The organism is Olsenella sp. An285, from assembly GCF_002159625.1.
GTDB lineage: Bacteria > Actinomycetota > Coriobacteriia > Coriobacteriales > Atopobiaceae > Thermophilibacter > Thermophilibacter avicola.
Genome location: NZ_NFIZ01000001.1, coordinates 107194 through 129124, shown reverse-complemented (window position 1 = coordinate 129124; position 21931 = coordinate 107194). Strand labels below are relative to the sequence as shown.

23 protein-coding genes are annotated in these 21931 nt (G+C 62.1%); 11 read left to right on the top strand and 12 right to left on the bottom strand.

Annotated elements, in window-relative coordinates:
- Positions 1 to 10: 10 nt before the first annotated feature.
- On the bottom strand, positions 11 to 988 hold the full coding sequence (locus B5F79_RS00610; RefSeq protein ID WP_241147205.1) for a helix-turn-helix domain-containing protein: 978 nt from the start codon (positions 986 to 988) through the stop codon (positions 11 to 13).
- Positions 989 to 1123: 135 nt separating this feature from the next.
- On the opposite strand from B5F79_RS00610, the gene B5F79_RS00605 reads away from it, so the two are divergent.
- Positions 1124 to 1792 carry an ABC transporter transmembrane domain-containing protein gene (locus B5F79_RS00605; protein WP_087216968.1) on the top strand — a complete coding sequence of 223 codons (669 nt, stop codon included), beginning with the start codon at positions 1124 to 1126 and terminating at the stop codon, positions 1790 to 1792.
- A 320-nt stretch (positions 1793 to 2112) separates the two neighbouring features.
- Here the strand turns inward: B5F79_RS00605 and B5F79_RS00600 are convergent, their stop codons facing one another.
- The 4 genes from B5F79_RS00600 to B5F79_RS00585 form a co-directional block, all read right to left on the bottom strand.
- The gene (locus B5F79_RS00600; protein ID WP_087216967.1) at positions 2113 to 3012 is read right to left on the bottom strand and encodes a hypothetical protein; all 900 of its coding nucleotides are present in this window, start codon (positions 3010 to 3012) and stop codon (positions 2113 to 2115) included.
- A 38-nt stretch (positions 3013 to 3050) separates the two neighbouring features.
- On the bottom strand, positions 3051 to 3617 hold the full coding sequence (locus tag B5F79_RS00595; RefSeq protein WP_087216966.1) for a hypothetical protein: 567 nt from the start codon (positions 3615 to 3617) through the stop codon (positions 3051 to 3053).
- Positions 3618 to 3641: 24 nt separating this feature from the next.
- Entirely contained in the window at positions 3642 to 4016 is a 375-nt protein-coding gene (locus tag B5F79_RS00590) for an SHOCT domain-containing protein (protein ID WP_206390935.1), read from the bottom strand.
- A gap of 375 nt (positions 4017 to 4391) precedes the next feature.
- Positions 4392 to 5777, bottom strand: a complete 1386-nt coding sequence (locus B5F79_RS00585; RefSeq protein ID WP_087216964.1) for a hypothetical protein — start codon at positions 5775 to 5777, stop codon at positions 4392 to 4394.
- Between the two features lie 272 nt (positions 5778 to 6049).
- On the opposite strand from B5F79_RS00585, the gene B5F79_RS11305 reads away from it, so the two are divergent.
- Entirely contained in the window at positions 6050 to 6211 is a 162-nt protein-coding gene (locus B5F79_RS11305; RefSeq protein WP_087216963.1) for a helix-turn-helix domain-containing protein, read from the top strand.
- Between the two features lie 198 nt (positions 6212 to 6409).
- Complete coding sequence (locus B5F79_RS00575) at positions 6410 to 6970, top strand: recombinase family protein (protein ID WP_087216962.1); 561 nt, start codon at positions 6410 to 6412, stop codon at positions 6968 to 6970.
- Positions 6971 to 7246: 276 nt separating this feature from the next.
- On the opposite strand, the gene B5F79_RS00570 is transcribed toward B5F79_RS00575, so the two are convergent.
- Entirely contained in the window at positions 7247 to 8641 is a 1395-nt protein-coding gene (locus B5F79_RS00570) for a tyrosine-type recombinase/integrase (protein WP_087216961.1), read from the bottom strand.
- Between the two features lie 142 nt (positions 8642 to 8783).
- Between B5F79_RS00570 and B5F79_RS11295 the strand changes: the two genes are divergently transcribed.
- The 5 genes from B5F79_RS11295 (at position 8784) to B5F79_RS00545 (ending at position 13658) form a co-directional block, all read left to right on the top strand.
- The gene (locus B5F79_RS11295) at positions 8784 to 9983 is read left to right on the top strand and encodes an ABC transporter ATP-binding protein (RefSeq protein ID WP_342632969.1); all 1200 of its coding nucleotides are present in this window, start codon (positions 8784 to 8786) and stop codon (positions 9981 to 9983) included.
- Positions 9984 to 11717: an ABC transporter ATP-binding protein gene (locus B5F79_RS11290; RefSeq protein WP_087216960.1), complete on the top strand. Its 1734-nt coding sequence runs from the start codon at positions 9984 to 9986 to the stop codon at positions 11715 to 11717. It abuts the gene before it with no gap.
- Positions 11718 to 11815: 98 nt separating this feature from the next.
- Positions 11816 to 12487, top strand: coding sequence for a DUF3793 family protein (locus B5F79_RS00555; RefSeq protein ID WP_087216959.1), 672 nt, complete (start codon positions 11816 to 11818; stop codon positions 12485 to 12487).
- 38 nt (positions 12488 to 12525) lie between these two features.
- Complete coding sequence (locus B5F79_RS00550; RefSeq protein WP_087216958.1) at positions 12526 to 12954, top strand: flavodoxin; 429 nt, start codon at positions 12526 to 12528, stop codon at positions 12952 to 12954.
- A 71-nt stretch (positions 12955 to 13025) separates the two neighbouring features.
- Positions 13026 to 13658 (top strand): DUF6796 family protein, encoded by a 633-nt coding sequence (locus tag B5F79_RS00545; RefSeq protein ID WP_087216957.1) that lies wholly within the window; start codon positions 13026 to 13028, stop codon positions 13656 to 13658.
- A 25-nt stretch (positions 13659 to 13683) separates the two neighbouring features.
- Here B5F79_RS00545 and B5F79_RS00540 read toward each other — a convergent pair whose 3' ends face one another.
- The 6 genes from B5F79_RS00540 to B5F79_RS00515 all read right to left on the bottom strand — a co-directional run bounded on the left by B5F79_RS00540 (position 13684) and on the right by B5F79_RS00515 (position 18663).
- Complete coding sequence (locus tag B5F79_RS00540; RefSeq protein WP_075280470.1) at positions 13684 to 14853, bottom strand: ATP-binding protein; 1170 nt, start codon at positions 14851 to 14853, stop codon at positions 13684 to 13686.
- Between the two features lie 302 nt (positions 14854 to 15155).
- Positions 15156 to 15572 (bottom strand): YjdF family protein, encoded by a 417-nt coding sequence (locus B5F79_RS00535; protein ID WP_087216956.1) that lies wholly within the window; start codon positions 15570 to 15572, stop codon positions 15156 to 15158.
- A 137-nt stretch (positions 15573 to 15709) separates the two neighbouring features.
- The gene (locus tag B5F79_RS00530) at positions 15710 to 16351 is read right to left on the bottom strand and encodes a class I SAM-dependent methyltransferase (protein WP_087216955.1); all 642 of its coding nucleotides are present in this window, start codon (positions 16349 to 16351) and stop codon (positions 15710 to 15712) included.
- Between the two features lie 75 nt (positions 16352 to 16426).
- Positions 16427 to 17014, bottom strand: coding sequence for a TetR/AcrR family transcriptional regulator (locus B5F79_RS00525; protein ID WP_087216954.1), 588 nt, complete (start codon positions 17012 to 17014; stop codon positions 16427 to 16429).
- A 189-nt stretch (positions 17015 to 17203) separates the two neighbouring features.
- A complete protein-coding gene (locus tag B5F79_RS00520; protein WP_087216953.1) occupies positions 17204 to 17941 on the bottom strand; it encodes an alpha/beta fold hydrolase in 738 nt (245 codons plus the stop codon).
- Positions 17942 to 18279: 338 nt separating this feature from the next.
- Positions 18280 to 18663 carry a hypothetical protein gene (locus B5F79_RS00515; protein WP_087216952.1) on the bottom strand — a complete coding sequence of 128 codons (384 nt, stop codon included), beginning with the start codon at positions 18661 to 18663 and terminating at the stop codon, positions 18280 to 18282.
- On the opposite strand from B5F79_RS00515, the gene B5F79_RS00510 reads away from it, so the two are divergent.
- From B5F79_RS00510 to B5F79_RS00495, 3 genes are all read left to right on the top strand, one after another.
- On the top strand, positions 18662 to 18904 hold the full coding sequence (locus tag B5F79_RS00510) for a hypothetical protein (protein WP_235858660.1): 243 nt from the start codon (positions 18662 to 18664) through the stop codon (positions 18902 to 18904). The two genes, B5F79_RS00515 and B5F79_RS00510, sit on opposite strands and share 2 nt — an antisense overlap.
- 629 nt (positions 18905 to 19533) lie before the next feature.
- Positions 19534 to 19833, top strand: coding sequence for a DUF6110 family protein (locus tag B5F79_RS00500; RefSeq protein WP_083662194.1), 300 nt, complete (start codon positions 19534 to 19536; stop codon positions 19831 to 19833).
- 8 nt (positions 19834 to 19841) lie between these two features.
- A complete protein-coding gene (locus B5F79_RS00495; RefSeq protein ID WP_087216951.1) occupies positions 19842 to 21917 on the top strand; it encodes a heavy metal translocating P-type ATPase in 2076 nt (691 codons plus the stop codon).
- The last annotated feature ends 14 nt before the right edge of the window (positions 21918 to 21931 follow it).

Here is a 21931-nt window from a genome sequence, read left to right as displayed (position 1 = left end):
TGTCCCCTTGTCAAGTTTTATTCGCCCATGCGCGGGGGGACATGCCCGTGAAGTCGGAGAAGGCGTGGCAGAAGGCCGAGGGGCTCGGATAGCCGAGAAGGACGGCGATCTCGGAGACGGTATGATCCCCGTCCCCGAGGAGACGACACGCGCGCTCCATCCGCAGCTGACGCGCATACGCGCCCACAGTCTGTCCCGTCTCGCGCTTGAACGCGTCACAGAGCCGTGACCGGCTCACGTAGAGCTTGCGCGCGAGTTCGTCGACGGAAGGGGGCACGCCGCCCTTCTCGACGGCAGCCGACAAGAGCCTCCTTGCGTGGCCCGCCAGCGCACCCTCGTCTTGGCCGGCACCTCCCCCGCCCGCAGCTAGCGACGCCATGAGGGAGGTAACGGTCGAGAGAAGCCCGAGCGAACCGCCGGGGCCGAGTGGCGGGCCCGCGGGTATGTTGCCGAGCGCATGACGAATCGCACCTGTGGCCTCGGGACCCCAGGTGCCGTCGAACGCCGAGAAGAGCCCGCCGAACTCCCCCGGATAGCTGCGGTCAAGCTCGTCGAAGAAGTCGGGCAGCATGATGACGGAGCGAGAGCGGTAGACGTGGCCGGCGAGCAGGCGACTCGAGAGCGAGCGGGGGCCGCGCTCAACGAACGTGGCGACCTCGTCATGTAGACGATGCGCGCCGCCCCCGGGGCCGACGAACCTGATCGGAAGCCCGCAGTCCCGCGAGCATGCGACTGCGTCGTCCCCCATCGTGCAGACGCAGGCGTACGGCCCGAGCGACCCCTCGAAGAGCGGCATGTCCTCAAGCGGAGTGACGTCGTGACAGAGCACGAGGCAGTGCGGCGCCGGCGCGCAGAGCCACATCGAGCCTGTCGCCACGGAGCCTCGCGCCTCGCCCACCCAGATGCCGCCCCGGCGCTCGAGACGCACGCCAAGCTGCTCGACCTGCGGCTCGAAGAGCGCAACGAGCTCGCGAGGAATGTCTCCCATGCCCGTCATCTTGAGGGTTCGTCCATCTCCCTTGAGGAATCGTCCAACATTAGTTAGCCAAAGCTAACAAGTATCGAATCCCATGATAAGGTGCGACGGAACGTCTATCAAGGTCTCCACAGACAGGAGGTTCCGATGTCTGAATCTCAAGCGACAGAGGCGAGCGACGCCCGCGGCAAGGGCGCCGTGAGTCGCCTGCTCGCCTTCGCCGGTCCGCGACGCGCGCTCACGTACCTGGGCTGCGCGCTCTCGGCCGTCTCGATGCTCGTGAGCTTTGGCCCGTACGTCTGCATCTGGCTCGTGGCGCGCGACCTCATCGCCGTGGCCCCCGACTGGGGCGCGGCCACCGGAATCGCCGCGTACGGCTGGTGGGCGTTCGGCCTTGCTGCCGCGAGCATCCTCATCTACTTCGCCGGCCTCATGTGCACGCACCTCGCGGCCTTCCGTTGCGCGTCCAACATGCGCAAGCGCACCACGGACCACCTCATGCACGCAAGCCTCGGCTACTTCGACACGCATGCGAGCGGCGCGCTGCGCCGCGTCGTGGACGGCTGCGCCGCCGAGACCGAGGGGCTTCTCGCCCACAAGCTCCCGGACACCGCGGGCAGCATTGCCATGATCGTCGGCATGCTGGTGCTGTTCTTCGTCTTTGACTGGCGGCTTGGCCTCGCGTGTCTTGTCGCGGTGATCATCTCGCTCGGCTGCATGTTCTACATGATGGGCGGGCGTGGCATGGACTTCATGACGCGCTACATGGAGTCGCTTGTCAAGATGAACAAGACCGGCACCGAGTATGTGAGTTAGGCTGTTTACCTGCGTGTTTTATCCTCTCTAATGGACGTACAAGGTTGTTGTACAAGGAAAGAGAGGAAAGATGAACGGCACGCACAACTTCACCAAGACAGAGGCACGCAACGGAATCCTGCACGACATGGAGGTTAACACCCAACAGCTCAACACGCTCACCGAAAGCACTTGGCAATGTTGAATGGTCCCACAAAGAAGCTGTCGTATGGCCGCCGGATACCTGACTCAACATAGAAACCCCGCCCCTCCGTGTCCGGACGATTGGTCCAGATGGTTTGGGGCGGGGACTATTGGAAAGAGACGCTATATAAATTCAGCTACGAGTAGCTCAGGTAGGGGACATACCAGTCCTCTCCGTCATAGTTCTGCAAGGCAAGGATGATGTAGTTCTCCCGGCTAACAAATAGGTAGGCAGGTCGCTCGTTCAGCTCCTTGTTAGGGTCTTGATTGACGCTCTGGTCGAAATCGGCAGTGAAGTTGACCTGTGTGTTTACCAGTGCGCTCTGAGGCGTTCCGTTTTCTCCAACTACGGTAATCTCAGTGGTGGGTACGTTTACGATTTCATACGTGTAGTTTCGCGAGCTTCCGTCAATGAAGAAGTTGACATACGGAGGCAAGTCGGTGGCGTCTCTGCTACTGATTACCCATGTCGGGTGACTTGAGGTCTGCATGGTGACCGGTTCGAAGGACCACTCGTCGGGAAGGGCGGACTCCTCTAGGGCAAAGGGATACTCTCCGGAATTGGTCTGTCGGCTGTATGAGGCCGCTTCCTTAGAGTCGAGAAAACTCTCAAACGCTTCGTTTTCCCCAAGCAGGGTATCTAGAGCATCGATGTATTCGTCTTCCCGCGAGCCATCAATTGCGGACTGAGCTGCTTCGCTTGCCCGGTCGAGGTCTTTCATATCGTAATACTGGGCATAGTAGTTTGAGCGTAGCTCCTCCGTCACCTCCAGCGCTTTGGTCAGCTCCTCGTATGCGATTTGTGAGAGTGCTTCATTTGCCTCTTCGAGCAGTCCATAGTTCTCCACGTTCTTTTTCTGCTCGTCCGTTAATGAGGCGTAGGCATCATTCGCAGACGCTATCTCGTCCTCAGAATCAATGGTCACCTCCCCAATAGCATTAATTGCTTCCGTCACCTCTGTGACCTTTGGGTCGGTGCAGCCTGTCGCGAGACAAGCCAGAGCTAATCCCATGGCTATCAACGCTACTTTCTTCATCTTTTCCTCCTAAGGCGTCTACTCAGCGCGCTATTCGGCTAGAACCACGTATCCCCGCCATCGATGGATATGGAGTCGACCTCGCCGTCACCGTCGCTGTCCATGACCCAGTTGCCGTTACCGTCGGTGGCTATGGAGCTGCCGTCCTCGTTCATCCGCATTCCAAAATCCTCACCGGCGAAAATCCCGTCACCGTCCTCCCCGACCACGCCGTAAATCCCGGTATCTTCGTCGTAGACGCGCTGGTATTCGTCATCGTCATCGGTCGAGGAATAGTCCCTGTCAGAGTAGTCGTATGAATAATCGTCCGAACTATCCGAGGAAGAGCCGCTTGAATCATCATCTTCGACGGTCTTACTGTCCTGAGAGCTTCCGGAACGGTCTTCTGTCCCAGCCTCAGAGGTCCGTGTAGTCGTTCCGCAGGACGTTGCCCCGATGGCAAAGACGGCGATGATTAGAACAACAACGAGAACGAGCTTGAGGAAGAACCTGCCCGAGCCGTCATTTCGTGCCTTCGCTTGGCTGTCCGTTACAGGAATCTGAGTTTTGCCCACGCTCTCAACTTGCTCGGCTGTCTCTCTCATGTGTTTAGGGCTGGTCTCCATGGGTGGACCCTTCTCTATCGGCGATTAGCTGTTCAGCAGCTCGCTTTTCTTCTTGTTGAATTCGGCTTGAGTGATAACTCCCTTATCTAGCAGTTCCTTATATTTCAGGAGCGCGTCAGCATCACTGGCGGAGGTGTTGCTCCTGTCGGGAATAACGGCGGCAACGATGAGTCCGATAATCCCGGTCACCAGCCCTATGGCCAGAAATGCGTAGTAGCTGTACCCCTTCTTGGACGCCATCCGAGCGGATACACCCGCGCAAATCAACCAGAGAATAAGGACAATGTACATCGGCGATACGTCCACGGCGATTCCTTCCATCACAATGGTCCTACGGGCGCTGTGGAGGAAGCCGAAGAAGACAATAACGATGTGGAGGGCACCTGCCACAGTTACCACACCGCAAGGCTCCACGCGTGTACGCGAACAAGCCCTGAAAGGCGGGTGCCCTCCAGACCACTTGTTGCGCGTACACAAGAACCGGTCTTGCATTCAGTTGTGGAGCAACCCCCGATTGCTCGGGACTTGCGGTGTGGTGATGCCATTGTATCAGGCAAACTTGAGATTCATGACAGGGAGACCGTCGATGTTCTAAGCGGCAACTCTTGGGTCGTTAACGGGATAGACGGCACGTTTTGGACGTTCAGAGACTCAATAGGGGAACGAGTGAACCGAATCACCTGACAGACAATGAAAGGAACTCAGAACGCCCCACGGTTCACTCCATTGCGACATTGTTCAGAGAAAACCTTGAGCCAAGGTTGTGTGACTGGCTTAGGCGGGCGTTGCCCCTTTTCCCCTTCTGGGCTTCCACTTCTGCACGGTTGTCGGGGATATCTCCAGCTCCCTGCTCGCCTGTTCCACCGTAGCTTGTGGATTGTCGCGGAAATAGTCAAGCACAAGCATCTCTTTGGTGCCGCTGCCCCTCGGCCTTCCGGTACGACCCTCCGCACGGGCCTTCTCCAACGCTTTCTCTCTGTTCCTCTTGCAAGGATTCTCGACCTCAGCGCCGTCAATCTCCCAAGTCTCCGCCTGTAGGTGCTCCCACCTGCTCCGATGGTTCCTCTTTCGCTCGGGGATGCTGATTCCGGTCAACCTTTCTATCTCGGCTCGCGGGAACGTCGCATAGTCGGCGTCATAGCACTCCATTGCAGAATCGACATCTGATTGCGTGAACGGGTCATCAGGGTGAATCACGTTGAGCATTTCCACGAACGACTCGGCGTCCGCCCTTAGCTCGTCCTCCCCTATTCCGCACTTCACTGCATATATGGCGAGGGCCATCACGCAGAAATATCGATGCCCGTATTCCGCACTCTCATAAATCTGCTGTTTCCACCAGTCATATACGTGACGGTCCGTCTTCCACGTTCCTCTCGGCTCACCGTTTAGCACCCTACGCTCGTACCAGTCGGGATATAGCTGCCGAGCCTCCTCGATGGTCAGGCCGCTCTCTTGATGCATCCTTGAGACGTCAACGCGATTCTCCGGAGACGCGAAGTCGTTCAGGTACTCGATTGAAGTGGGATGGTCGCTGACCTTGAAGGCTCTTGCAACCACACCCTTCCTCTTTGCCTTCGTTCCCGGGATTCTGTACGCCTGATTGATGCCCTGATACTGGGGACGGACGATTGAAGAGGTCCGCTCGTTCCAAATGAGCTTAGTCAGGTCATACTTGAGAGACTTGAGTTGCGTTTTCGTCATTGGATAGAGCGGTATAGGCTCCTCGAAGACGTAATAGAGGTGTACGCCGTTACCTGAGAGAACGATGTAATTGGGAAGAGGGTATACATCGCAGAGTGCGCCGTCGATGAAGCTTGCCAGACTCTTGTCGGTAACGCCGTCTAGGTCAAATACCATCGCGTACATCTTGGACTGGCGCTCGTTGACGTTGCGCTTCCCGAAGTACGTGAGGCAGCTCATGTAAGCCCAGTCGTAGCCCCCAAGCTCCGTCAGGCGCGATTCGAAATCGTCTTCGAACATGATGATGTGCCTAATGTGACCAGCTCTATGCGCTATTGCTATGGGGTTGGTCTTGAACTGCCCTCCCTTTTCGTCCTTCTCCTGAATCAGATGCTCTCCCAACCTGAATATGTCGGTATAGAAGTCGATTGGAGAGACTTCGGTAAAACCATAGCGTGATAAGACTTTTTCTTTCATATGATAATATCACCTACTTATTATGCTATTTATTACATTGATTACCTCGACTAGTTCGTAGTTTTACAATTCGCACCTGCTCATTGTTTAAATAGAGCCTTCGCCCTATTGTCACGTTATATTATCAATAGAATTAACTGTTATAAGTTAACGTAATTGACGGGAATAACGTGCTCTGAGACAACCTTAGTTCAAAGTCATATAATCACCTTCCTTCTCCGCTCCAAAATGTTCGGGAGCTTTCCCAATGCCGAATCGCCTATACTTGACCCATGAAGAAGATTGACCCAGACAAGCTGCGGCGGGCTGTATCCCTCTACGCCGGGGGCAAGCCAATCTCCGAGGTCGTTTCCATCTCCGGCATCGGGAGGTCGACCATATACAGGGAGCTTGACCGCCTAGGCATACCACGTCAGAGCAAGGCGAAGCGCTGAGTCTTGGTAATACTTAACTGTAACTCATCTCGTTTTATCTGTCAATGGAAAGACAACATTGCTTCTGACGTAGTCCAAATCAGTGAGTCTAAATAACATTTGTTTTCTAGACCGTTTGCCGACGCGACGTTTGCCCAGATGATTTGGTCCATTAATATAGTCTAATAAGTAAGGCTTTCAGAGAGGGGCGATTGGACCATGCGATACGGCTACGAACGCGTCAGCACGAACAAGGAGACTCAGAAGTTCGACCGGCAGGAGGACCCTCTCACAAAGGCGGGGTGCGAGGAGATACGAAGCGAGAGGGTCAGCGGGACCGCCACATCTAAGCCGGTGCTAGAGGAGCTTCTTGATGAACTTAGGGAAGGTGACCAACTCGTCGTGGTCTCCATCGACCGTCTGGGGCGCTCCACGCAACAGGTGCTCAACGTCATCGAACGACTCAGGAAAAAGAAGGTCGACTTCGTCAGCCTCAAAGAAAACGTGGATACCTCGACCTCGCAGGGAAAATTCTTCCTCACCATCGTCGCGGCCTTTTCCGAGCTTGAGGTGGAGATGTGCAGGAGCAGGGTGAGGGACGGCCTTGAGGCGGCGAAGAGGCGCGGAAAGAGGCTGGGCAGGCCCCGCAAGGACATGGACACGGCGATAAAGATGTGGCAGTCCAAGGAGTACTCGATATCCGAGATATGCTCCGCCGTCGGTTGCGCCAAGCAGACGCTCTACAACGAGATAAAGCGTCGTGGGGTGACGCGCGACTAACAATAGGCCCTCGGGGTGGTTGACACCTCGGAGGTCACTTCCCCTGAATCGGCACCCCGAACGTGGTCCGTCCACACAGCACGGTCACAAAATCCTAGATAGATGATTTCTCGCAGGTAGACGCCCAAATCTTTATTTTTTATTGCGTGAAATCAATTCTGAGCAATTTTAAGGCCCTGTAATGCCCCCACTGGTATAAGTATCCAATAGGTACGATACAGAGCCTTAGAAGTGCTGAAAACTCGATTCTATTGCGTATCTGAGGGTACTAGTCTTTTACTTCCCTAGCCTTTCGTCTATCTCACGCCACTTGTCGGAATACTTCTTTTGAATCGTTTCGTCATACTGGCTCCACCATTCACTTGGTATTCCATCCGGGAACTCTTTTTCCAAATACTTATGGAATCTTCTTTCCTCCATTGCCTTATACGTCTCTGTGTCATAATTCATGATTCTGCTCTCTATGGCAGAAGCCAACCCCTTGATAGCCTTCTCCTTAACCTCATCGTCTCCATAGCCTACATACAAGTTCATTGTCGTTGAAGCCTTGGAGTGTCCCATGAGCTTAGACAGGCTCTTGATGTCTACTATGTTGTCCTGAACTATAAGAGTGGCAAATGTGTCCCTGAGTCCGTGCATGGTTAGATACTTTCCGTCTGAACCCTTGATTTCGTGCTTCTTCATGAGACGCCAGAATGCTCTTGACGTGTTGTCAGGGTTTCTGAACTTGTCCCTCTCTCCAACCACGAACCAATCAGGCTCAGGCTCATCAATATCATTCTGAGCACACACCACCCTGCGCCTGTCAAGAAGAATCTTCTCAACGTTTGCAAGGTTTGGCAGCTCTCTGACTGACGATTCAGTCTTCGTTGTCTTGAGGTAGGGCTTTCCGTTGTTCCTCGCAACTGCCTGTCTGATTGTGATTGTCCCTAATGAGCCATTCTTTGAGAACGTTACGTGCTTCCATTGCAAACCCGCTATTTCCTCGCCCCTAAGCCCAAGATACAGAGCAAGATAGTATGAAGTTAGGTTTACGTCTCCACGCCTCTTCTCCCAAAGGCTATCCAAAAGGGTTCTGAGCTGTGTCAGAGCTTTGTCATTGGCGTAATTGATAGTGTGAGAGTCCTTAGCAGGTGACTTCATGAACTGAAACGGAGTGGCAGAAATCAGTCCAGTCTCCAAATCCTTCATGTACGTCTGTCTTAGAGTCGAATAGGGCGTCTTTATGGTTGAGTTTGACAGTCCCCTATTTCTCAGCCCTATTATCCACTCCTCAACGTCTCTCTTGTTTACGCTCGCATACTGCTTTCTTGCGATAGGCTCAGTGAAGATGTACCTCTCTGCGTTGACAGTCTTATTGGTGAGAGTTGACTGCTCCATCTTTCCCATTGTCACCTCAGACTCAAGGAATGCCAAATACTCCCTCACGCGCTGCTCTACCGTCTTACCGTTGGATATGGATGTGTCCTGTGTCTTGCCCGTGGCAATGGCTTTCAGGTTCAGTTCGGCTTTCCACTTGACGAAAAGCTCCTTAGACTCGCGCTTGCTCTTCGTGAATGTCTTTGACTTTGGTTTCCATTTGCCATTCTCGTCCTTGTAGTGAACAGTTCCAACCCACTTCTTGCGCCCCTCTCGCCAGTAGATGTCTCCACCCCTGTAAAAATCAGCCATGACTCCCCCATCGTCTCTGGATTACTTATCACGTCAGATGGTACAAGAATGGACAAGGTTTGTACAAGGTAATCCGTCCTAAGTTGGCTATACTCTTGTTCTAGAGAGTGAGAGAATCGCTGGTAGATAGATTGAAGCTGATTTGTCCCTTACCGGCACCGAGTACGTGCGCGGCATCCCCGTGGTCAAGGTGTTCCAGCAGACGGTCTACAGCTTCCGCGCGTTCCACGACGCCATCGAGGAGTTCACGCGGCTCGCGCAGGACTACGCCGTCAAGTGGTGCCAGACGCCGCAGTCGCTCTCGCTCACCATCATCAACGGCGTCGCGATCTTCCTCGTGCCGGCGGCAATCCTCGTCGCGCCCGGTGAGGGGGACTTCGCGCGCTTCCTGGCCAACTTCGCGTTCTACGCGATCTTCTCGGCCGTGATCCCCACCGCCATGACGCGCGTGATGTTCATGTCCGAGGCGTTCCAGTCCGCCGCGGACGCGGTCTCGCGCGTCGAGGAGGTGCTGACCGCGCCCGTGATCTCCGCCCCCGCCGCACCTCGCACGCCCGCGGGCAACGCCATCCGCTTCGAGGACGTGAGCTTTACCTACGAGGGCGCAGACGCCCCGGCGCTCGACCACGTGAGCTTTGAGGTGCCGGCCGGCGCGACGGTGGCGCTCGTTGGCCCCTCCGGCGGTGGCAAGACCACGGCGGCGAGCCTCGTGCCACGCTTCTGGGACGTGGGCGCCGGACGCGTGACGCTCGGCGGCGTGGACGTGCGCGAGATGGATCCGCACGACCTCATGGACCGCGTGGCCTTTGTCTTCCAGGCCAACCGCCCCTTCCGCCAGACGATCCTGGAGAACGTGCGCGCCGCGCGCCCCGAGGCCACCCGAGAGGAGGCGCTCGCCGCGCTTGAGGCAGCGCAGTGCGCGGACATCCTGGAGAAGCTGCCCCAGGGCGCCGACACGCTCGTGGGGACGGGCGGCACCCACCTCTCCGGCGGCGAGGTGCAGCGCCTCATGATCGCCCGCGCGATCCTCAAGGATGCTCCGGTGGTGGTGCTCGACGAGGCGACGGCCTTCGCCGACCCGGAGAACGAGGTCAAGATCCAGGCCGCCTTCAAGCGCCTCGCCCGTGGGCGCAACGGAGAGCCACGAACGGTACTCATGATCGCGCACCGCCTCTCCACGGTGAGAAATGCCGACAAGATCGTGGTGCTCGACGCCGGACGCGTGGTCGAGCAGGGCACGCACGACGAGCTGCTGGCAGCGGGCGGCCTCTACGCCCGCATGTGGACCGACTACGAGAAGTCCGTGAGCTGGCGCATCACGAGCGCCGCGGAGGTGGAGTAGATGAGCATCCAGGAGAAGTACGCCCTCACCGACGAGGGCCTGCGCAACGTCAAGCTCGGCGCCGTGTGGACCGCCGCCTCGAACCTCGTGGTCTTTGGCGGGGTGGGCGCCCTCTACCTGCTCATGAGCGAGCTCGTGGCGCACCTCACCGAGGGCGCGCCGCTTCCGGACCTCCTCCCGTACGCAGCGGGCCTCGTCGCCTTTGCCGTCGCGCTCTTCGTGACGGAGTACTGGGCCTACTACTACCAGTACGGCGTCATCTACAAGGAGAGCGGCCGTCAGCGCATCGGCCTGGCCGAGCGCCTGCGCAAGCTGCCCCTGGGCTTCTTCGGCCGCCGCGACCTCGCCGACCTCACCGAGACCCTCATGACCGACGTCAAGACCACCGAGCACGCCTACAGCCACGTGCTGCCCGAGCTCTACGGCGCCTACATCACGCTTGTCGTGGCGGCCATCTGCCTGTTCTCCTTTGACTGGCGGCTCGCGCTCGCATCGCTCTGGAGCTGTCCGGTAGGACTCGCCATCCTCTTTGGCGCGCGCCGCGCGCTCCAGCCCATGATGGAGGCAACGCGCATGCGCGGCCTTGCCACCTCGGAGGACATCCAGGAGGCGCTCGAGTGCGTGCGCGAGGTGCGCGCGACCAACCAGGAGGAGCGCTACCTCGAGCACATCCATGCGGACGTCGACGCCGCGGAGCGCCAGGCCGCCCGCTCGGAGATCGCCTGCGGCATCGCCGTCAACGGAGCCCAGATCGTGCTGCGCCTGGGCCTTGCCACCACGGTTCTCGTGGGCGCGACGCTCATCCTGGAGGGCTCATGCACGTTCATGACGCTCTTCGCCTTCCTTGTGGTGGTGAGCCGCATCTACGCGCCCTTCGACCAGTGCCTCATGCTCATCGCCGAGCTCTTCTCGGCCAAGACCGCCGCGGCGCGCATGAAGAGCTTCTACGAGGAGCCCCTCGCGCAGGGAGGCGAGACGTACGAGCCCGTGGGGCACGACGTCGCCTTCGAGGACGTGTCCTTCTCCTACGATCGTGGCGAGAAGGTCTTGGATGGCGTGACGTTCACGGCACGCGAGGGCGAGGTCACGGCGCTTGTGGGTCCGTCCGGCTCCGGCAAGTCCACCTGCGCCCGTCTGGCGGCGCGGCTGTGGGACGCCGACGCCGGCCGCGTCACCGTGGGCGACGTGGACGTGGCAGCCGTGGATCCCGAGGTCCTTCTCGGCGACTTCTCCGTGGTCTTCCAGGACGTGCTGCTCTTTGACGACACGGTGATGGGCAACATCCGCCTGGGCCGGCGCGGCGCCACCGACGAGGAGGTGCTCGCGGCGGCGCGGGCGGCCAACTGCGACGAGTTTGTGAGCCGTCTGCCGCAGGGCTACGACACGATGATCGGCGAGAACGGCGCGCGCCTCTCCGGCGGCGAGCGCCAGCGCATCTCCATCGCCCGCGCCCTGCTCAAGGACGCGCCGGTCGTGCTCCTGGACGAGGCCACGGCGTCGCTCGACGTTGAGAACGAGACCCAGGTCCAGGAGGCGCTCTCGCGCCTGCTCGCCGGCAAGACCGTCATCGTGATCGCCCACCGCATGCGCACCGTCATGAGCGCGGACAAGATCGTGGTGCTCGACGGCGGTCGCGTGGCCGAGCAGGGCTCGCCGGAGGAGCTGCTCGCCGCGGGCGGCCTCTTCGCCCGCATGGTCCACCTGCAGACCCAGAGCGCAGACTGGACACTGTGATCCAAAAGGGGCCTGTCCCTTTTGGATCATGGACAACATGTTAGCTTTGGTTTACTCTATGCTCAGTAGAGTTAGAGGTAGCTAACTATTGGAGGCGCATGGGTAAGGGGATGGACATCTGTCTTGCCGTTGACGCCAGCGACGCCTCGCCTCACGATCGTCTTGAGGCGAGGTTCGTGCGCTGCCTCGTCTGTCAGGCGGGCATCGTGCTCGCGGGACGCAAGCCTGCCGCAGTCTTTGGCTTCCGGATGCCGCTCGACGATGCCGCACGGTGCCCGACGTCCATGCGCCGCCTTCTCGTAAAGACCCTCATATGGTTCTACGCATGGCACCTCCGACGCTTCGGCGTGCGCGTCTCCCTGCTGGGCTGGCGAGAAGGGCGGGCGATGCTGCTCGTCTGGAGGCCGCGCTGCGTCCAGTCTCTCCTCTCCGCCGCGGGGGCGCACGAGTTTCTCGCCAAGAACCGCCTCCCCTCTCGCTGCGGAGCGCTCATGGGAGTGCTCAGGCGCCGCCTGCGCGCCTACTACAACGACAGGACCCCCTTTCCCCACGAAATCGGCTTTGTCCTCGGCTACCCCATCGAGGACGTCGACGGCTTCATGTCGGACGGGGGCCAGGGAGCACGGGCGTGCGGACGCTGGAAGGTCTACGGAGACGTGGACGAGGCGCTGCGGCGCTTCAAGGAGCTCGAGCGCGAGGAGCTCAGGATCAAGAGGCTCTACTCCGAGGGAATGCCCCTGCGGGGGCTCCTCCGGATGGCAACGGCATAGCAGGGGCGGCTGAGTCCGCACGACGGAGGGAGACTTCCATGAGCAAGAACATCGCGATCGTGTACTGGACGGGGACGGGCAACACCGAGGAGATGGCCCATGCGCTCGAAGCGGGCATCGCCGACGCAGGGGCCGAGGCCCGCGTCGTGCCCGCCGCGGACTTCTCGGCGGAAGATGTGTCCAACTATGACGCATTCGCCTTTGGCTGCCCCGCCATGGGCGCCGAGGAACTTGAGTCTGACGAGTTCGAGCCGGTCTGGGAGGCGTGCGTGGGCGCGCTGGGCGACAAGCCCGTGGCGCTGTTCGGCAGCTACGGCTGGGGCACCGGCGAGTGGATGGAAACCTGGCAGGCGGACGCCGAGGGGGCAGGCGTGAACGTGGTCTGCACCGTCATCGCCAACGAGGCCCCCGACGACGACGCCGTCGCCGAGCTCGAGGCAGCCGCAAGGAGCCTCGTCGAGGCGTAAGGCTTGCCCTGAGGCCCCGGGGCCGGGCAGGCCCCGGGGCCATCTGACGCCCGCGATGGATGGGAGGCGCCATGCCAGCGACGCTCGTTCTTCTCGCCCTGGGACTCCTGGGCTCGATTCTCATGTTTGCCGGGGACATGCTGCTCTACTTCACGCCCGGCGCCTACGACATGGACGGGACGCTCAGGCCGTATATGCGCATCATGCGCGACGTGCCCGCCGGCCGCGCGCGTATCGGGGGCGCGCTGGGGCCCGTCGCCGCGTTCCTGTACGTGCTCGGGTTCGCGGGGCTTGCGCTCGTCGCGCGCGGCGACCTCTCCTGGCTCGTCTGGCTGGCCGCGGCGCTGCTCGCCTTTGCCCTCGTCTGCGGCGGCGCCTACCACGCTCAGTACGTCTACCTCTCCGTCATCGCCAAGGCGGGGCGAGAAGAGCTCTACGACGAGGTCGCGGGCAACATCATGTTTGTCATGCGGTTTGCCACCGTGCCCATGTACCTGGGCTTCGTTGCGCTCGCCGCGTCCGTCGTGCTCGGACAGACCGTCTTCCCCGCCTGGCTTGTGGTCCTCACGCCGCTGGTCACGTCGTTTCTCGGTCTTGTGTGGATGCGCGTGCCGCAGCCGGCGCGCTGCGTCCTCTTCGGCGGGTGGAGCAACCTCGTCTTCACGGTCATGTTCGCCGCGATGCTCGCGTTCGTGGTCGTCTGATGACAAGTGGACGACGTCATCCATGCTACGAAAGCAGCCGCTCCATCTCCGTCCACGAAACGAGCTCCCCCATCCGCGTGGAGAGACACTCCGCACCACCATATACCACGGCCTGCCGCTTGGCATCGAGCTCCAGGCGCTCGCCGGCAATGCGGTTGAGCGTCTCGAAGTAGCGGCTGCGATATGTCGCGGAGGACTTGCACTCCACCGCTCGAGCGACATCTCTCCCCCGCTCAATGAGAAGGTCTATCTCCTGCTTGTGGTCGTCTCGCCAGAACGAGAGGCGCGGCGTCCTTTTGCGCGCATACAGGCGCTTCGATACTTCGGCAACGACCGCGCACTCGAAGAGCCGACCCGTTGCCTCATCCTCATACAGGTCGTCGGCGGATTCGAGCCCTATGAGATGCGCCGCCAACCCAGTATCATGGAAATAGAGCTTAGGTGACTTCACGAGTCGCTTCGTGCGGTTTGAATAATACGGGCGCAGCAGAAACACGATGTGGCTCGCCTGGAGAATGGAGAGCCATTCGCGGGCCGTGGTGGGTGAGATGCCGCAGTCGGCAGCCAGCGAACTCACGTTAAGCAGCTCCCCGCACCGCAGCGCGCAGAGCTGCAGGAAGCTTTGGAAGCCGGCAAGGTTTCTCACGCCCAGCTCGGCACGGACATCGCGCTCGAGATACGTCTGCACGTAATCGGGAAAGAAGTCTCGCGGGTCGCGGACGGCATCGTACAGGCGCGGGTACCCACCCCTGAACAACCACTCTTGTAGTGTCGACGGCAATTTGCCCGATGCGGCAAGCTCGAACTGAGAAAGCGGGAGGAGGGTGAACAGCGCGACCCTGCCCGCAAGCGACTGGCTGACAGATTTCATGAGCAGGAAGTTCTGAGAGCCCGTGATGACAAACTGCCCGAGCTGTCCCGACTCGTCGACGACTCCCTGCAGATACGAGAAGAGCTCCGGAACACGCTGCGCCTCGTCAAAGATGACGTGCGACCCATGACGTCTGAGAAAGGTCACCGGATCATCCTCGAACGAACTCCGGACATCAGGATTCTCGAAGGATAGGTACTCATAATCGGGGAAGGAGCTCTTGGCAAGGGTGCTCTTACCGCTCTGCCTGGGACCGGTAATCGACACGATGGGATACTGCTCGGAGAGCTCGAGCAGCTTTGCCGTCATCTCACGCTCGATCATGTTGACCGCTTTCCTGGGGCGTTTACTTTATACTGGTCGATTATCGCATATTCTACTAGTCAATCACCGCAAGTTTCGGTAGCCCATTGGCGCAATTCGATGAATCTGCCCTGGCTGCCGCAACACGAATGGTGGAGATTCAGGGCGAGAGGTCGGCGGGCGTCTATGCGCGAGCAGTCCATGGCGGCTTCCTTCTTCACGAGCAGCTACAGGACGACGCGGGTGAAGTCGGAAGCCATATGGCGCACGCGGTATAACAGGACTGTCTTGCGCTCCCCGTCCGCCCGATTGGCCCGCTAGTGTCAACGACGCTTCCGCTTCGCCTTCTCCTGCCTCTGCTCGAAGCGTCGGCGCCTCTCCTCTTCTCCGCGCTCCTTGTCGCGGGCAGCCGACTCCCGCGCCAGGGCCTCGCGCCGCTCGGCGAGCGCGACCAGGGCCTTCGTCGAGGGACCGCGCTGCTTCAGCTCGCGGGCGGACTGGCGCTGGCGGCGCTTCGGGTTTCTCGCCATCGCCCGCTCCTCGCAGGCGACGGCGGGGCCGAGGGGTAGCCTCGCCCACTCCCTGAGCACGAAGTCGAGGACCTCCTCGTTCGAGGGCTCGGCGCCGAACACGACGCGGCATGAGCTCAGGGCGCCGTCCTCGACGCGCTCCACGATCCCCACCCAGAACTGGCCGTCGAAGCACACGACGAGGGTGGAGGACACGGATGTCTTCCGCATGGCGAATTCCTCCTTTGTGTAGAAAGCCACGCGGAGAAGGGACAACCAAGGAGGCAGGTTACTGACGGGCGGCGCCCGCACCCCGACTACCCGACGGGGTCGTGTTTTCATCTCCGATTCGCCGATCATATCGCTCCTCAGGCCCCCTTGTGCGCGACGGCGACGCAGGCGGACTGGCCCACGCGGCGCCAGGACACGTCGCTGAACCATGTGCCGAGGATGCGGCGCATCTCGGCCTCGGAGTAGATGCGGACGTCGCCCTCCTTCGAGTGGGGCATCCACGCGTTCATGATCGCGCGGGCGGGCGCCGGCTGCCACGCGTCGCCGATGATAAAAGTGCCGCCGAGAGCGAGCACGCGCCACGCCTGGAATGCCGCGCGCTCGGGGTCCGGGTAGTGGTGGAAAGAGTCGTTGCACCAGGCGGCGTCGAACGAGCCGTCGCGGAAGGGCAGGCGCTCGGCGTCGAAGAGGAGGACCTCGGCCCGCTCGCCCAGGCGCGCGCGGGCCGCCTCGGCCATCCTCGGCGACAGGTCCACGCAGCTGAGGCGCGCGCCCGGGAGCCCCTCGAGCACCAGCTCGGCGAGGGCGCCCGTGCCGCAGCCCAGGTCGAGCAGGCGCGGGGCGGGGTCGCCCTCCACGGCGCGCCTCACCTCCGCGAGCACGTGCGGGTAGAGCCGGCGCGCGTGGTCCCCCTGCATGCCGGCGTCGTAGGTAGCCGCCTGCGCGTCGAAAGCGGCGCGGGAGCGCGAGCGCAGCAGCTCGGCGTTCTTCTCGTCCATCTTGCGTCCTTTCTGTTAAACATTGTTCAATACAATCGGCCGAAAAGAGCCCCGGCAGCGGCCGGGGCGGGATCCCTAGTCGGCGGCGGCCCCCGAGCGGAACTCGGCGAGCAGCGCGCGGAGGTAGCGGCGGGCGGCGGCGGCCGCGGCGCCGTCCGGCATGCCCGGGCCCGAGGCGAGGCCCACCGCGCCGTAGGTCATGATCGCGGCGAGCTCGTCGGCGTCGGGCGCCGGCGCGCCGCGCGAGGCGGCGTCGGCCTCGAGCGCGGCGCGCAGGTGCGGCCGCACCGCCTCGCACATGGCGAGCGAGAGGCGGTCGTGCAGCGTCCCGTTGCCCTCGGCGTGGAAGAAGGCGGCGTAGGGGAAGCCGCCGCCCGCGCCGAGCTCGAGGGCGCGGTCGAGCCTCTCGTCCAGCGAGGGGCCCTCCTCGTCCAGGATGGCGATTATGCCCTCGGCGCAGCGGCGGGCGTAGTCCCCGATGGCCTCGGCGAACATCCTCTCCTTGGAGTCGAAGTAGTGGTAGGCGAGCCCCGGCGCCACGCCCGCGGCGCGCGCCACGGCCCGCACGGACACGTTGTCGTAGCCCTCCTCGGCGAAGAGCCTCATGGCGCAGGCAAGAAGCTCGCGCCGGCGCTCCCCGGGGTCCATCACGGTTCTGGTCACGGCGGCCACCTCCTCGTGACTGATGGTACACCTCTATTGAACATTGGTCAACACTGAGGCGCGCGGCGGGCCGCCCGTGGGGACTGTCTTTTGGGCGGCCCGCCCGGGGAGGCGCCGCGCGGGCGTTCTTCTCGTCCTATTTTGATACGCAACGCCTTGCATCTGCCGTGGCGGTGCTCGGGCGCTTGCCTATGGGCGACCCTCGAGCGCCTCGAGGTAGACACCGGGATGCCACAAGCTCGCCTCGCCGTGCCGCCAGCCAGGGCGCTCGACGAGCGTGCTGCCCGGCATGGCCTCAGCCAGTGCGCGCGCCGAGCGCACCATGACGCGGGGCTCCTTCCCGCCGACGAGGATGGTCGCCCGCGCCCCGCAGGCCGCGAGCTCGGGCCTCAGCCGGTAGGAGCTGTTCACCCGCATGAAGGCGATCATGTCCCGCTTCGATATGGCGCAGCTGTCACGGTAGTAGGGCTCGTAGAGCTCCTCGGGGAGGTGGAGGCTCGCGAACTGCGCCCGCGCGAACCAGGGGCGCCGCACGAGCGGGTAGCTCAGGGCGACGGCGGGCGCGGCGAGGGCGCGGGCGGCGCGCATGGGGAGCACGAGCGCGCTCTCGATGACGGCGCGCTCCGCGATCCGCGGCCGCTGCGCGAGGGCCTCGAGGGCGACCTGCGCCCCGAGGGAGACGCCGCCGAGCGCGTCGACGCGCCCGCCGAGCTCGCGGTCGATGAGGGCCACGAGCTCGGAGGCGTTGTCCTCGATCGAGGTGAACGGGCGGTCCGAGCCGGCGTGCCCGTCGAGAACGGGGAGCACGACGCGGTACCCGTTGGCGGCGAGCAGGTCGGCGACGGCCCGGTAGTTCCACCACGAGAGGCCGCCCCCGTGCAGGAGCACCGCCGTCCGCGGGCCCGAGCCGAGCGTGTGAGTGACCATCTTGATCCTTTCGACGGGGACATTGCCCGGGCGGCGCCGTTGGAGGCTCCCGCGAGCCTGGACCGACGCATGGGCACACGGCTCTTCTCGTCCCGTGCGCCCCATTATACGGGCGGCGTGCGGGAGTTTTCCACATTGGGGCCTCCGGGCGCTCTTCTCGGCGTGAGACGCTTTGGAACGCTGGGCAACGGAACGCGCGGAGCGCCGGGAGGTTATCGACAGCCTCTCGCGAGAATGTGGAAAGGCGCTGGTGGCGGTGCATGCGCGGTCGTTCTTCTCGCCTATAGCATTAATTAAGTTGATTACTGAATTGAGGGCGTTCTTCTCACCCAGCGAAACTACCTCGCGCCCGCCGCCTTGGCCTGCTTCCAGACCTGGTAGAGGATGTCCTTGAGCGCGAGCATGGCATCGAGCTCGGAGTAGCCGCGCTCGGCCTTGAGCTCGTCGAGCATCTGTCGGATGCGGCGGGCGTAGAGGGGCACGTTGACCTCGCCCTGGCAGCGGGCGAGGATGGGGTACCTCTTGGCCCAGGCGCTCGTCCAGTCGACCTTCTCCGTGACCTCGTCGCTCGTGCGCTCGATGGCCTCCTCTACCTGGGCGACGTCGAGGTCGAACGAGATGAGCTCGTCGAGCGTCACCCCGTAGGCCGTGGCGAGGCGCTTGGACTGACGGATGTCGGGGAGCGTCTCGCTGGCGGCGCACCCGGATTTCCCCCGGCTCATGGCTGACCTTGAAATCTATGTGAACGGCGTGGCGGTGAAGCAGGTGCAGACCGCAAACGCTATCGTGGACACCATGGGCGCAACGATTATGAAGCAATATAATCCCGGTCTGACCGACCCGCAGTTAAGACAGCTTGTTGCCGCCCACATTAACGATGACAGCTTTTGCCGCTATGTTATACAACAGGACATAAACGGAATAGCCCTTGACCTGCGAGAAGCCCACAGGGACGATTTTTAGGTCTCGTGTGGATGCGCGTGCCGCAGCCGGCGCGCTGCGTCCTCTTTGGCGGGTGGAGCAACCTCGTCTTCACGGTCATGTTCGCCGCGATGCTCATCTGCCTGCTCGCCTAATCACCACCGGACCTATACTATATGTAGACCGTCACGATCGTCTGTGGATCGCTTATCGGGGAGTCTCTTTGAAATCCACGCGAACGACCTGCAAATGCAGCGGCAGTCGACGAACCGGGCAAGAATGCGGTGGACGGGCGGCACGCCCGGCACCTTGAGCTTCTGGTAGCCCTGCATGTACCCGCAACTGGAAACGGAGAGCAGCGGCAACCAGGGCTCCAACTACGCTTGCGCATCCCTCACGGAGAAGTACGCGCCGATGTCCGTGATGCCCGTCTGCTTCACCCAGGTCTTGAGCATCAGCTTGACGTTGGTTCTCCCTCGCCACATCGAACGCCAGCCGCCCGCCGGGAAAGCGCTCCGCCATGGATGCGACCAGCCGCCGCATTCTTTCGAATTCTTGGCGGCAAGTTCTTCCCAATTCACAAATCACACCACTCCTCTCCTCAAAGTGAACTACAGTTAACTTGAAATTGTTTACCAAGGCGTACTGTTGTGCGCAGAGAGGAGTTTCGCATGAGTACTCTGGGCTTTCTCAAGGGGACGCACGGTCTGCTTTTGGGCGCGGGCGTACTGATCGGGTCTGTTGGCGCCAAGGTGCTTACGAGCGACGGGGCGAAACGCGTCTACGTAGAAGCCGTCGCGGCTGGGCTGCGCGCGAAGCAGGCCTGTGAAGACACCGTCGAACGCGCACGCGCCGAGATGGACGACATCGTCGCCGAAGCCGCGTATCTCAATGAAACCGTCTACGGCGTCGAGGACGAGGAAGACAGCGCGTCGGATACCGCCGCAGAGACCGTCCCCGCTAAGGCGTAGGCGCGCCCGTGCGATACGTCATCGAACACGAGGTGCCGGGGCGGCTGCGCCTTACGTTTGCCGATCACCTTGACGCGTCCGACGCCCTCGCCCTCGAGGCCTCGCTCTCTTCGTGGACAGGCGTCGAGCGCGTGCGCTCCTACCCGCGCATTCGCTCGGTCGCCATCTGGTACCGCGACGCCCTTGCAAGGACCGCCCTGCTCGATCGGCTGAACGAGCTCAGCCGCGTCCAGCTCGATACGGCGCGCGCCCAGGCGCCCACGGCGCTCGCGCCCGCGGTCCCGTCCGCCGCGCGCAGTATCATCCGCCTAGTGGGCAACCATCTCATCCGCCGCTGGCTCCTCCCGCCCGCACTGAGGGCGGTATGGGCCGGCCTTCACTACCTCGGGTTTCTGCGCGCCGGCCTCACCTCGCTCATGCGGCACCGCCTCGATGTGCCGGTACTCGACGCCACGGCCATCGGCCTGTCGTTTGTCAAGCGCGACCCCAAAACCGCGGCGAGCACCATGTTCCTCCTCGACCTGGGAGAGGTCCTCGAGGACGCCACCCGTGAACGCTCAGAGCACGAACTCATTCGCTCCCTCATGGCCATTCCCCAAAACGCCCGGCGCCTCGAGGACGGCGAGGAGGTCACCGTGCCCGCCCAGAGTCTCCGCGCGGGCGACCTCGTCGTGGCGCGCGCCGGCATGCCCGTGTGCGTCGACGGCGTGGTGGTACGCGGTGCGGCCATGGTCAACCAGGCGGCACTCACCGGCGAGCCGCTTGCCGTCGAGCGCAGGGCCGGCGACGACGTCTTCGCCGGCACCGCGGTTGAAGAGGGCGAGATCGTCATCCGCGTGGGCGCCGAGCCCGCATCGACCAAGCTCCGCTCCATCGTGAATCTCGTTGAAGCCTCCGAGCAGCTCAAAAGCGAGATCCAGACGCGCCGCGAGCACCTCGCGGACCGCTTCGTGCCGTGGAACTTCCTGCTTGCGGGGCTTGTGGCGGCGACCACGAAAAGCCTTGCCAAGACATCGGCCGCCCTCATGGTCGACTACTCCTGCGCCCTCAGGCTCACGTCGTCCATCAGCGTGCTCGCCGCCATGAGCCAGAGCGCGCACGAGGGCATGGCCGTCAAGGGTGCCAAGCATTTCGAGGCCATCGCCGCCGCCGACACCATCGTGTTCGATAAGACGGGAACGCTCACCGAGGCGACGCCCCGGGTCGCGCGCGTGCTCGCCCTCGTGCCCGATTGGACCGAGGACGAGGTGCTGCGCACCTCGGCCTGCCTGGAGGAGCATTTCCCGCATCCCGTGGCGCGCGCCGTGGTGGCGGCCGCCGCCGCGCGCGGCCTCGAGCATCGCGAACGCCATGCCGAGGTCGCCTATATCGTGGCGCACGGCATCGCATCGGCGCTCGATGGCAAGCGCATCGTCATCGGTAGTCGCCACTTCGTGATGGAGGACGAGCACGTCGAAGTCGCCCCCGAGGCAGAGGCGCGCATCGACGGCGACCTCGAAGGCCTCTCACCGCTCTACCTCGCCCAAGACGGAAAGCTGGTGGGCGTGCTCGGCATCGAAGATCCCTTAAAGGCAGGAGTGCCCGAGGCAATTGCGGCACTTCGCTCACAGGGCATCGGCCACATCATCATGCTCACCGGCGATAACGAGCGCACCGCCGCACGCATCGCCGCCGAGGCGGGCATCACCGAGTACCGGGCTAACCTGCTCCCCGAGGACAAGCATGCCTACGTGGAGGCGCTCGTGGCTCGCGGACGACGCGTCGTCATGGTGGGTGACGGCGTTAATGACGCGCCGGCGCTCTCCGCCGCCGATGTGGGCATCGCCATGGGCACGGGCACCGCCATCGCGCAGGAGGTCGCCGACGTCACGCTCGCCGCGGGCGGGCTCGACGCCATCGTGCGCCTGCACGCGCTCAGCCGCTCCCTCATGGGGCGCCTCGACCGCTCGTTCACCGCGGTTATGGGCATCAACTCGGCGCTTCTCGCTGCGGGAATCGTCGGCATCATCCGACCCCAGACCTCGGCGCTCCTGCACAACGGCACCACCATCGCGCTGGCCGCAGAAAGCGCTCGACGTCTCTAGGAAGCATCAATCGG

What these genes read in the sequence shown, in the direction of transcription:
- B5F79_RS00610 (WP_241147205.1), bottom strand. Translation starts at nt 988, where the DNA reads ATGGGAGACATTCCTCGCGAGCTCGTTGCGCTCTTCGAGCCGCAGGTC.
- B5F79_RS00605 (WP_087216968.1), top strand. Translation starts at nt 1,124, where the DNA reads ATGTCTGAATCTCAAGCGACAGAGGCGAGCGACGCCCGCGGCAAGGGC.
- B5F79_RS00600 (WP_087216967.1), bottom strand. Translation starts at nt 3,012, where the DNA reads ATGAAGAAAGTAGCGTTGATAGCCATGGGATTAGCTCTGGCTTGTCTC.
- B5F79_RS00595 (WP_087216966.1), bottom strand. Translation starts at nt 3,617, where the DNA reads ATGGAGACCAGCCCTAAACACATGAGAGAGACAGCCGAGCAAGTTGAG.
- B5F79_RS00585 (WP_087216964.1), bottom strand. Translation starts at nt 5,777, where the DNA reads ATGAAAGAAAAAGTCTTATCACGCTATGGTTTTACCGAAGTCTCTCCA.
- B5F79_RS11305 (WP_087216963.1), top strand. Translation starts at nt 6,050, where the DNA reads ATGAAGAAGATTGACCCAGACAAGCTGCGGCGGGCTGTATCCCTCTAC.
- B5F79_RS00575 (WP_087216962.1), top strand. Translation starts at nt 6,410, where the DNA reads ATGCGATACGGCTACGAACGCGTCAGCACGAACAAGGAGACTCAGAAG.
- B5F79_RS00570 (WP_087216961.1), bottom strand. Translation starts at nt 8,641, where the DNA reads ATGGCTGATTTTTACAGGGGTGGAGACATCTACTGGCGAGAGGGGCGC.
- B5F79_RS11290 (WP_087216960.1), top strand. Translation starts at nt 9,984, where the DNA reads ATGAGCATCCAGGAGAAGTACGCCCTCACCGACGAGGGCCTGCGCAAC.
- B5F79_RS00555 (WP_087216959.1), top strand. Translation starts at nt 11,816, where the DNA reads ATGGGTAAGGGGATGGACATCTGTCTTGCCGTTGACGCCAGCGACGCC.
- B5F79_RS00550 (WP_087216958.1), top strand. Translation starts at nt 12,526, where the DNA reads ATGAGCAAGAACATCGCGATCGTGTACTGGACGGGGACGGGCAACACC.
- B5F79_RS00545 (WP_087216957.1), top strand. Translation starts at nt 13,026, where the DNA reads ATGCCAGCGACGCTCGTTCTTCTCGCCCTGGGACTCCTGGGCTCGATT.
- B5F79_RS00540 (WP_075280470.1), bottom strand. Translation starts at nt 14,853, where the DNA reads ATGATCGAGCGTGAGATGACGGCAAAGCTGCTCGAGCTCTCCGAGCAG.
- B5F79_RS00535 (WP_087216956.1), bottom strand. Translation starts at nt 15,572, where the DNA reads ATGCGGAAGACATCCGTGTCCTCCACCCTCGTCGTGTGCTTCGACGGC.
- B5F79_RS00530 (WP_087216955.1), bottom strand. Translation starts at nt 16,351, where the DNA reads ATGGACGAGAAGAACGCCGAGCTGCTGCGCTCGCGCTCCCGCGCCGCT.
- B5F79_RS00520 (WP_087216953.1), bottom strand. Translation starts at nt 17,941, where the DNA reads ATGGTCACTCACACGCTCGGCTCGGGCCCGCGGACGGCGGTGCTCCTG.
- B5F79_RS00510 (WP_235858660.1), top strand. Translation starts at nt 18,662, where the DNA reads ATGGCTGACCTTGAAATCTATGTGAACGGCGTGGCGGTGAAGCAGGTG.
- B5F79_RS00515 (WP_087216952.1), bottom strand. Translation starts at nt 18,663, where the DNA reads ATGAGCCGGGGGAAATCCGGGTGCGCCGCCAGCGAGACGCTCCCCGAC.
- B5F79_RS00500 (WP_083662194.1), top strand. Translation starts at nt 19,534, where the DNA reads ATGAGTACTCTGGGCTTTCTCAAGGGGACGCACGGTCTGCTTTTGGGC.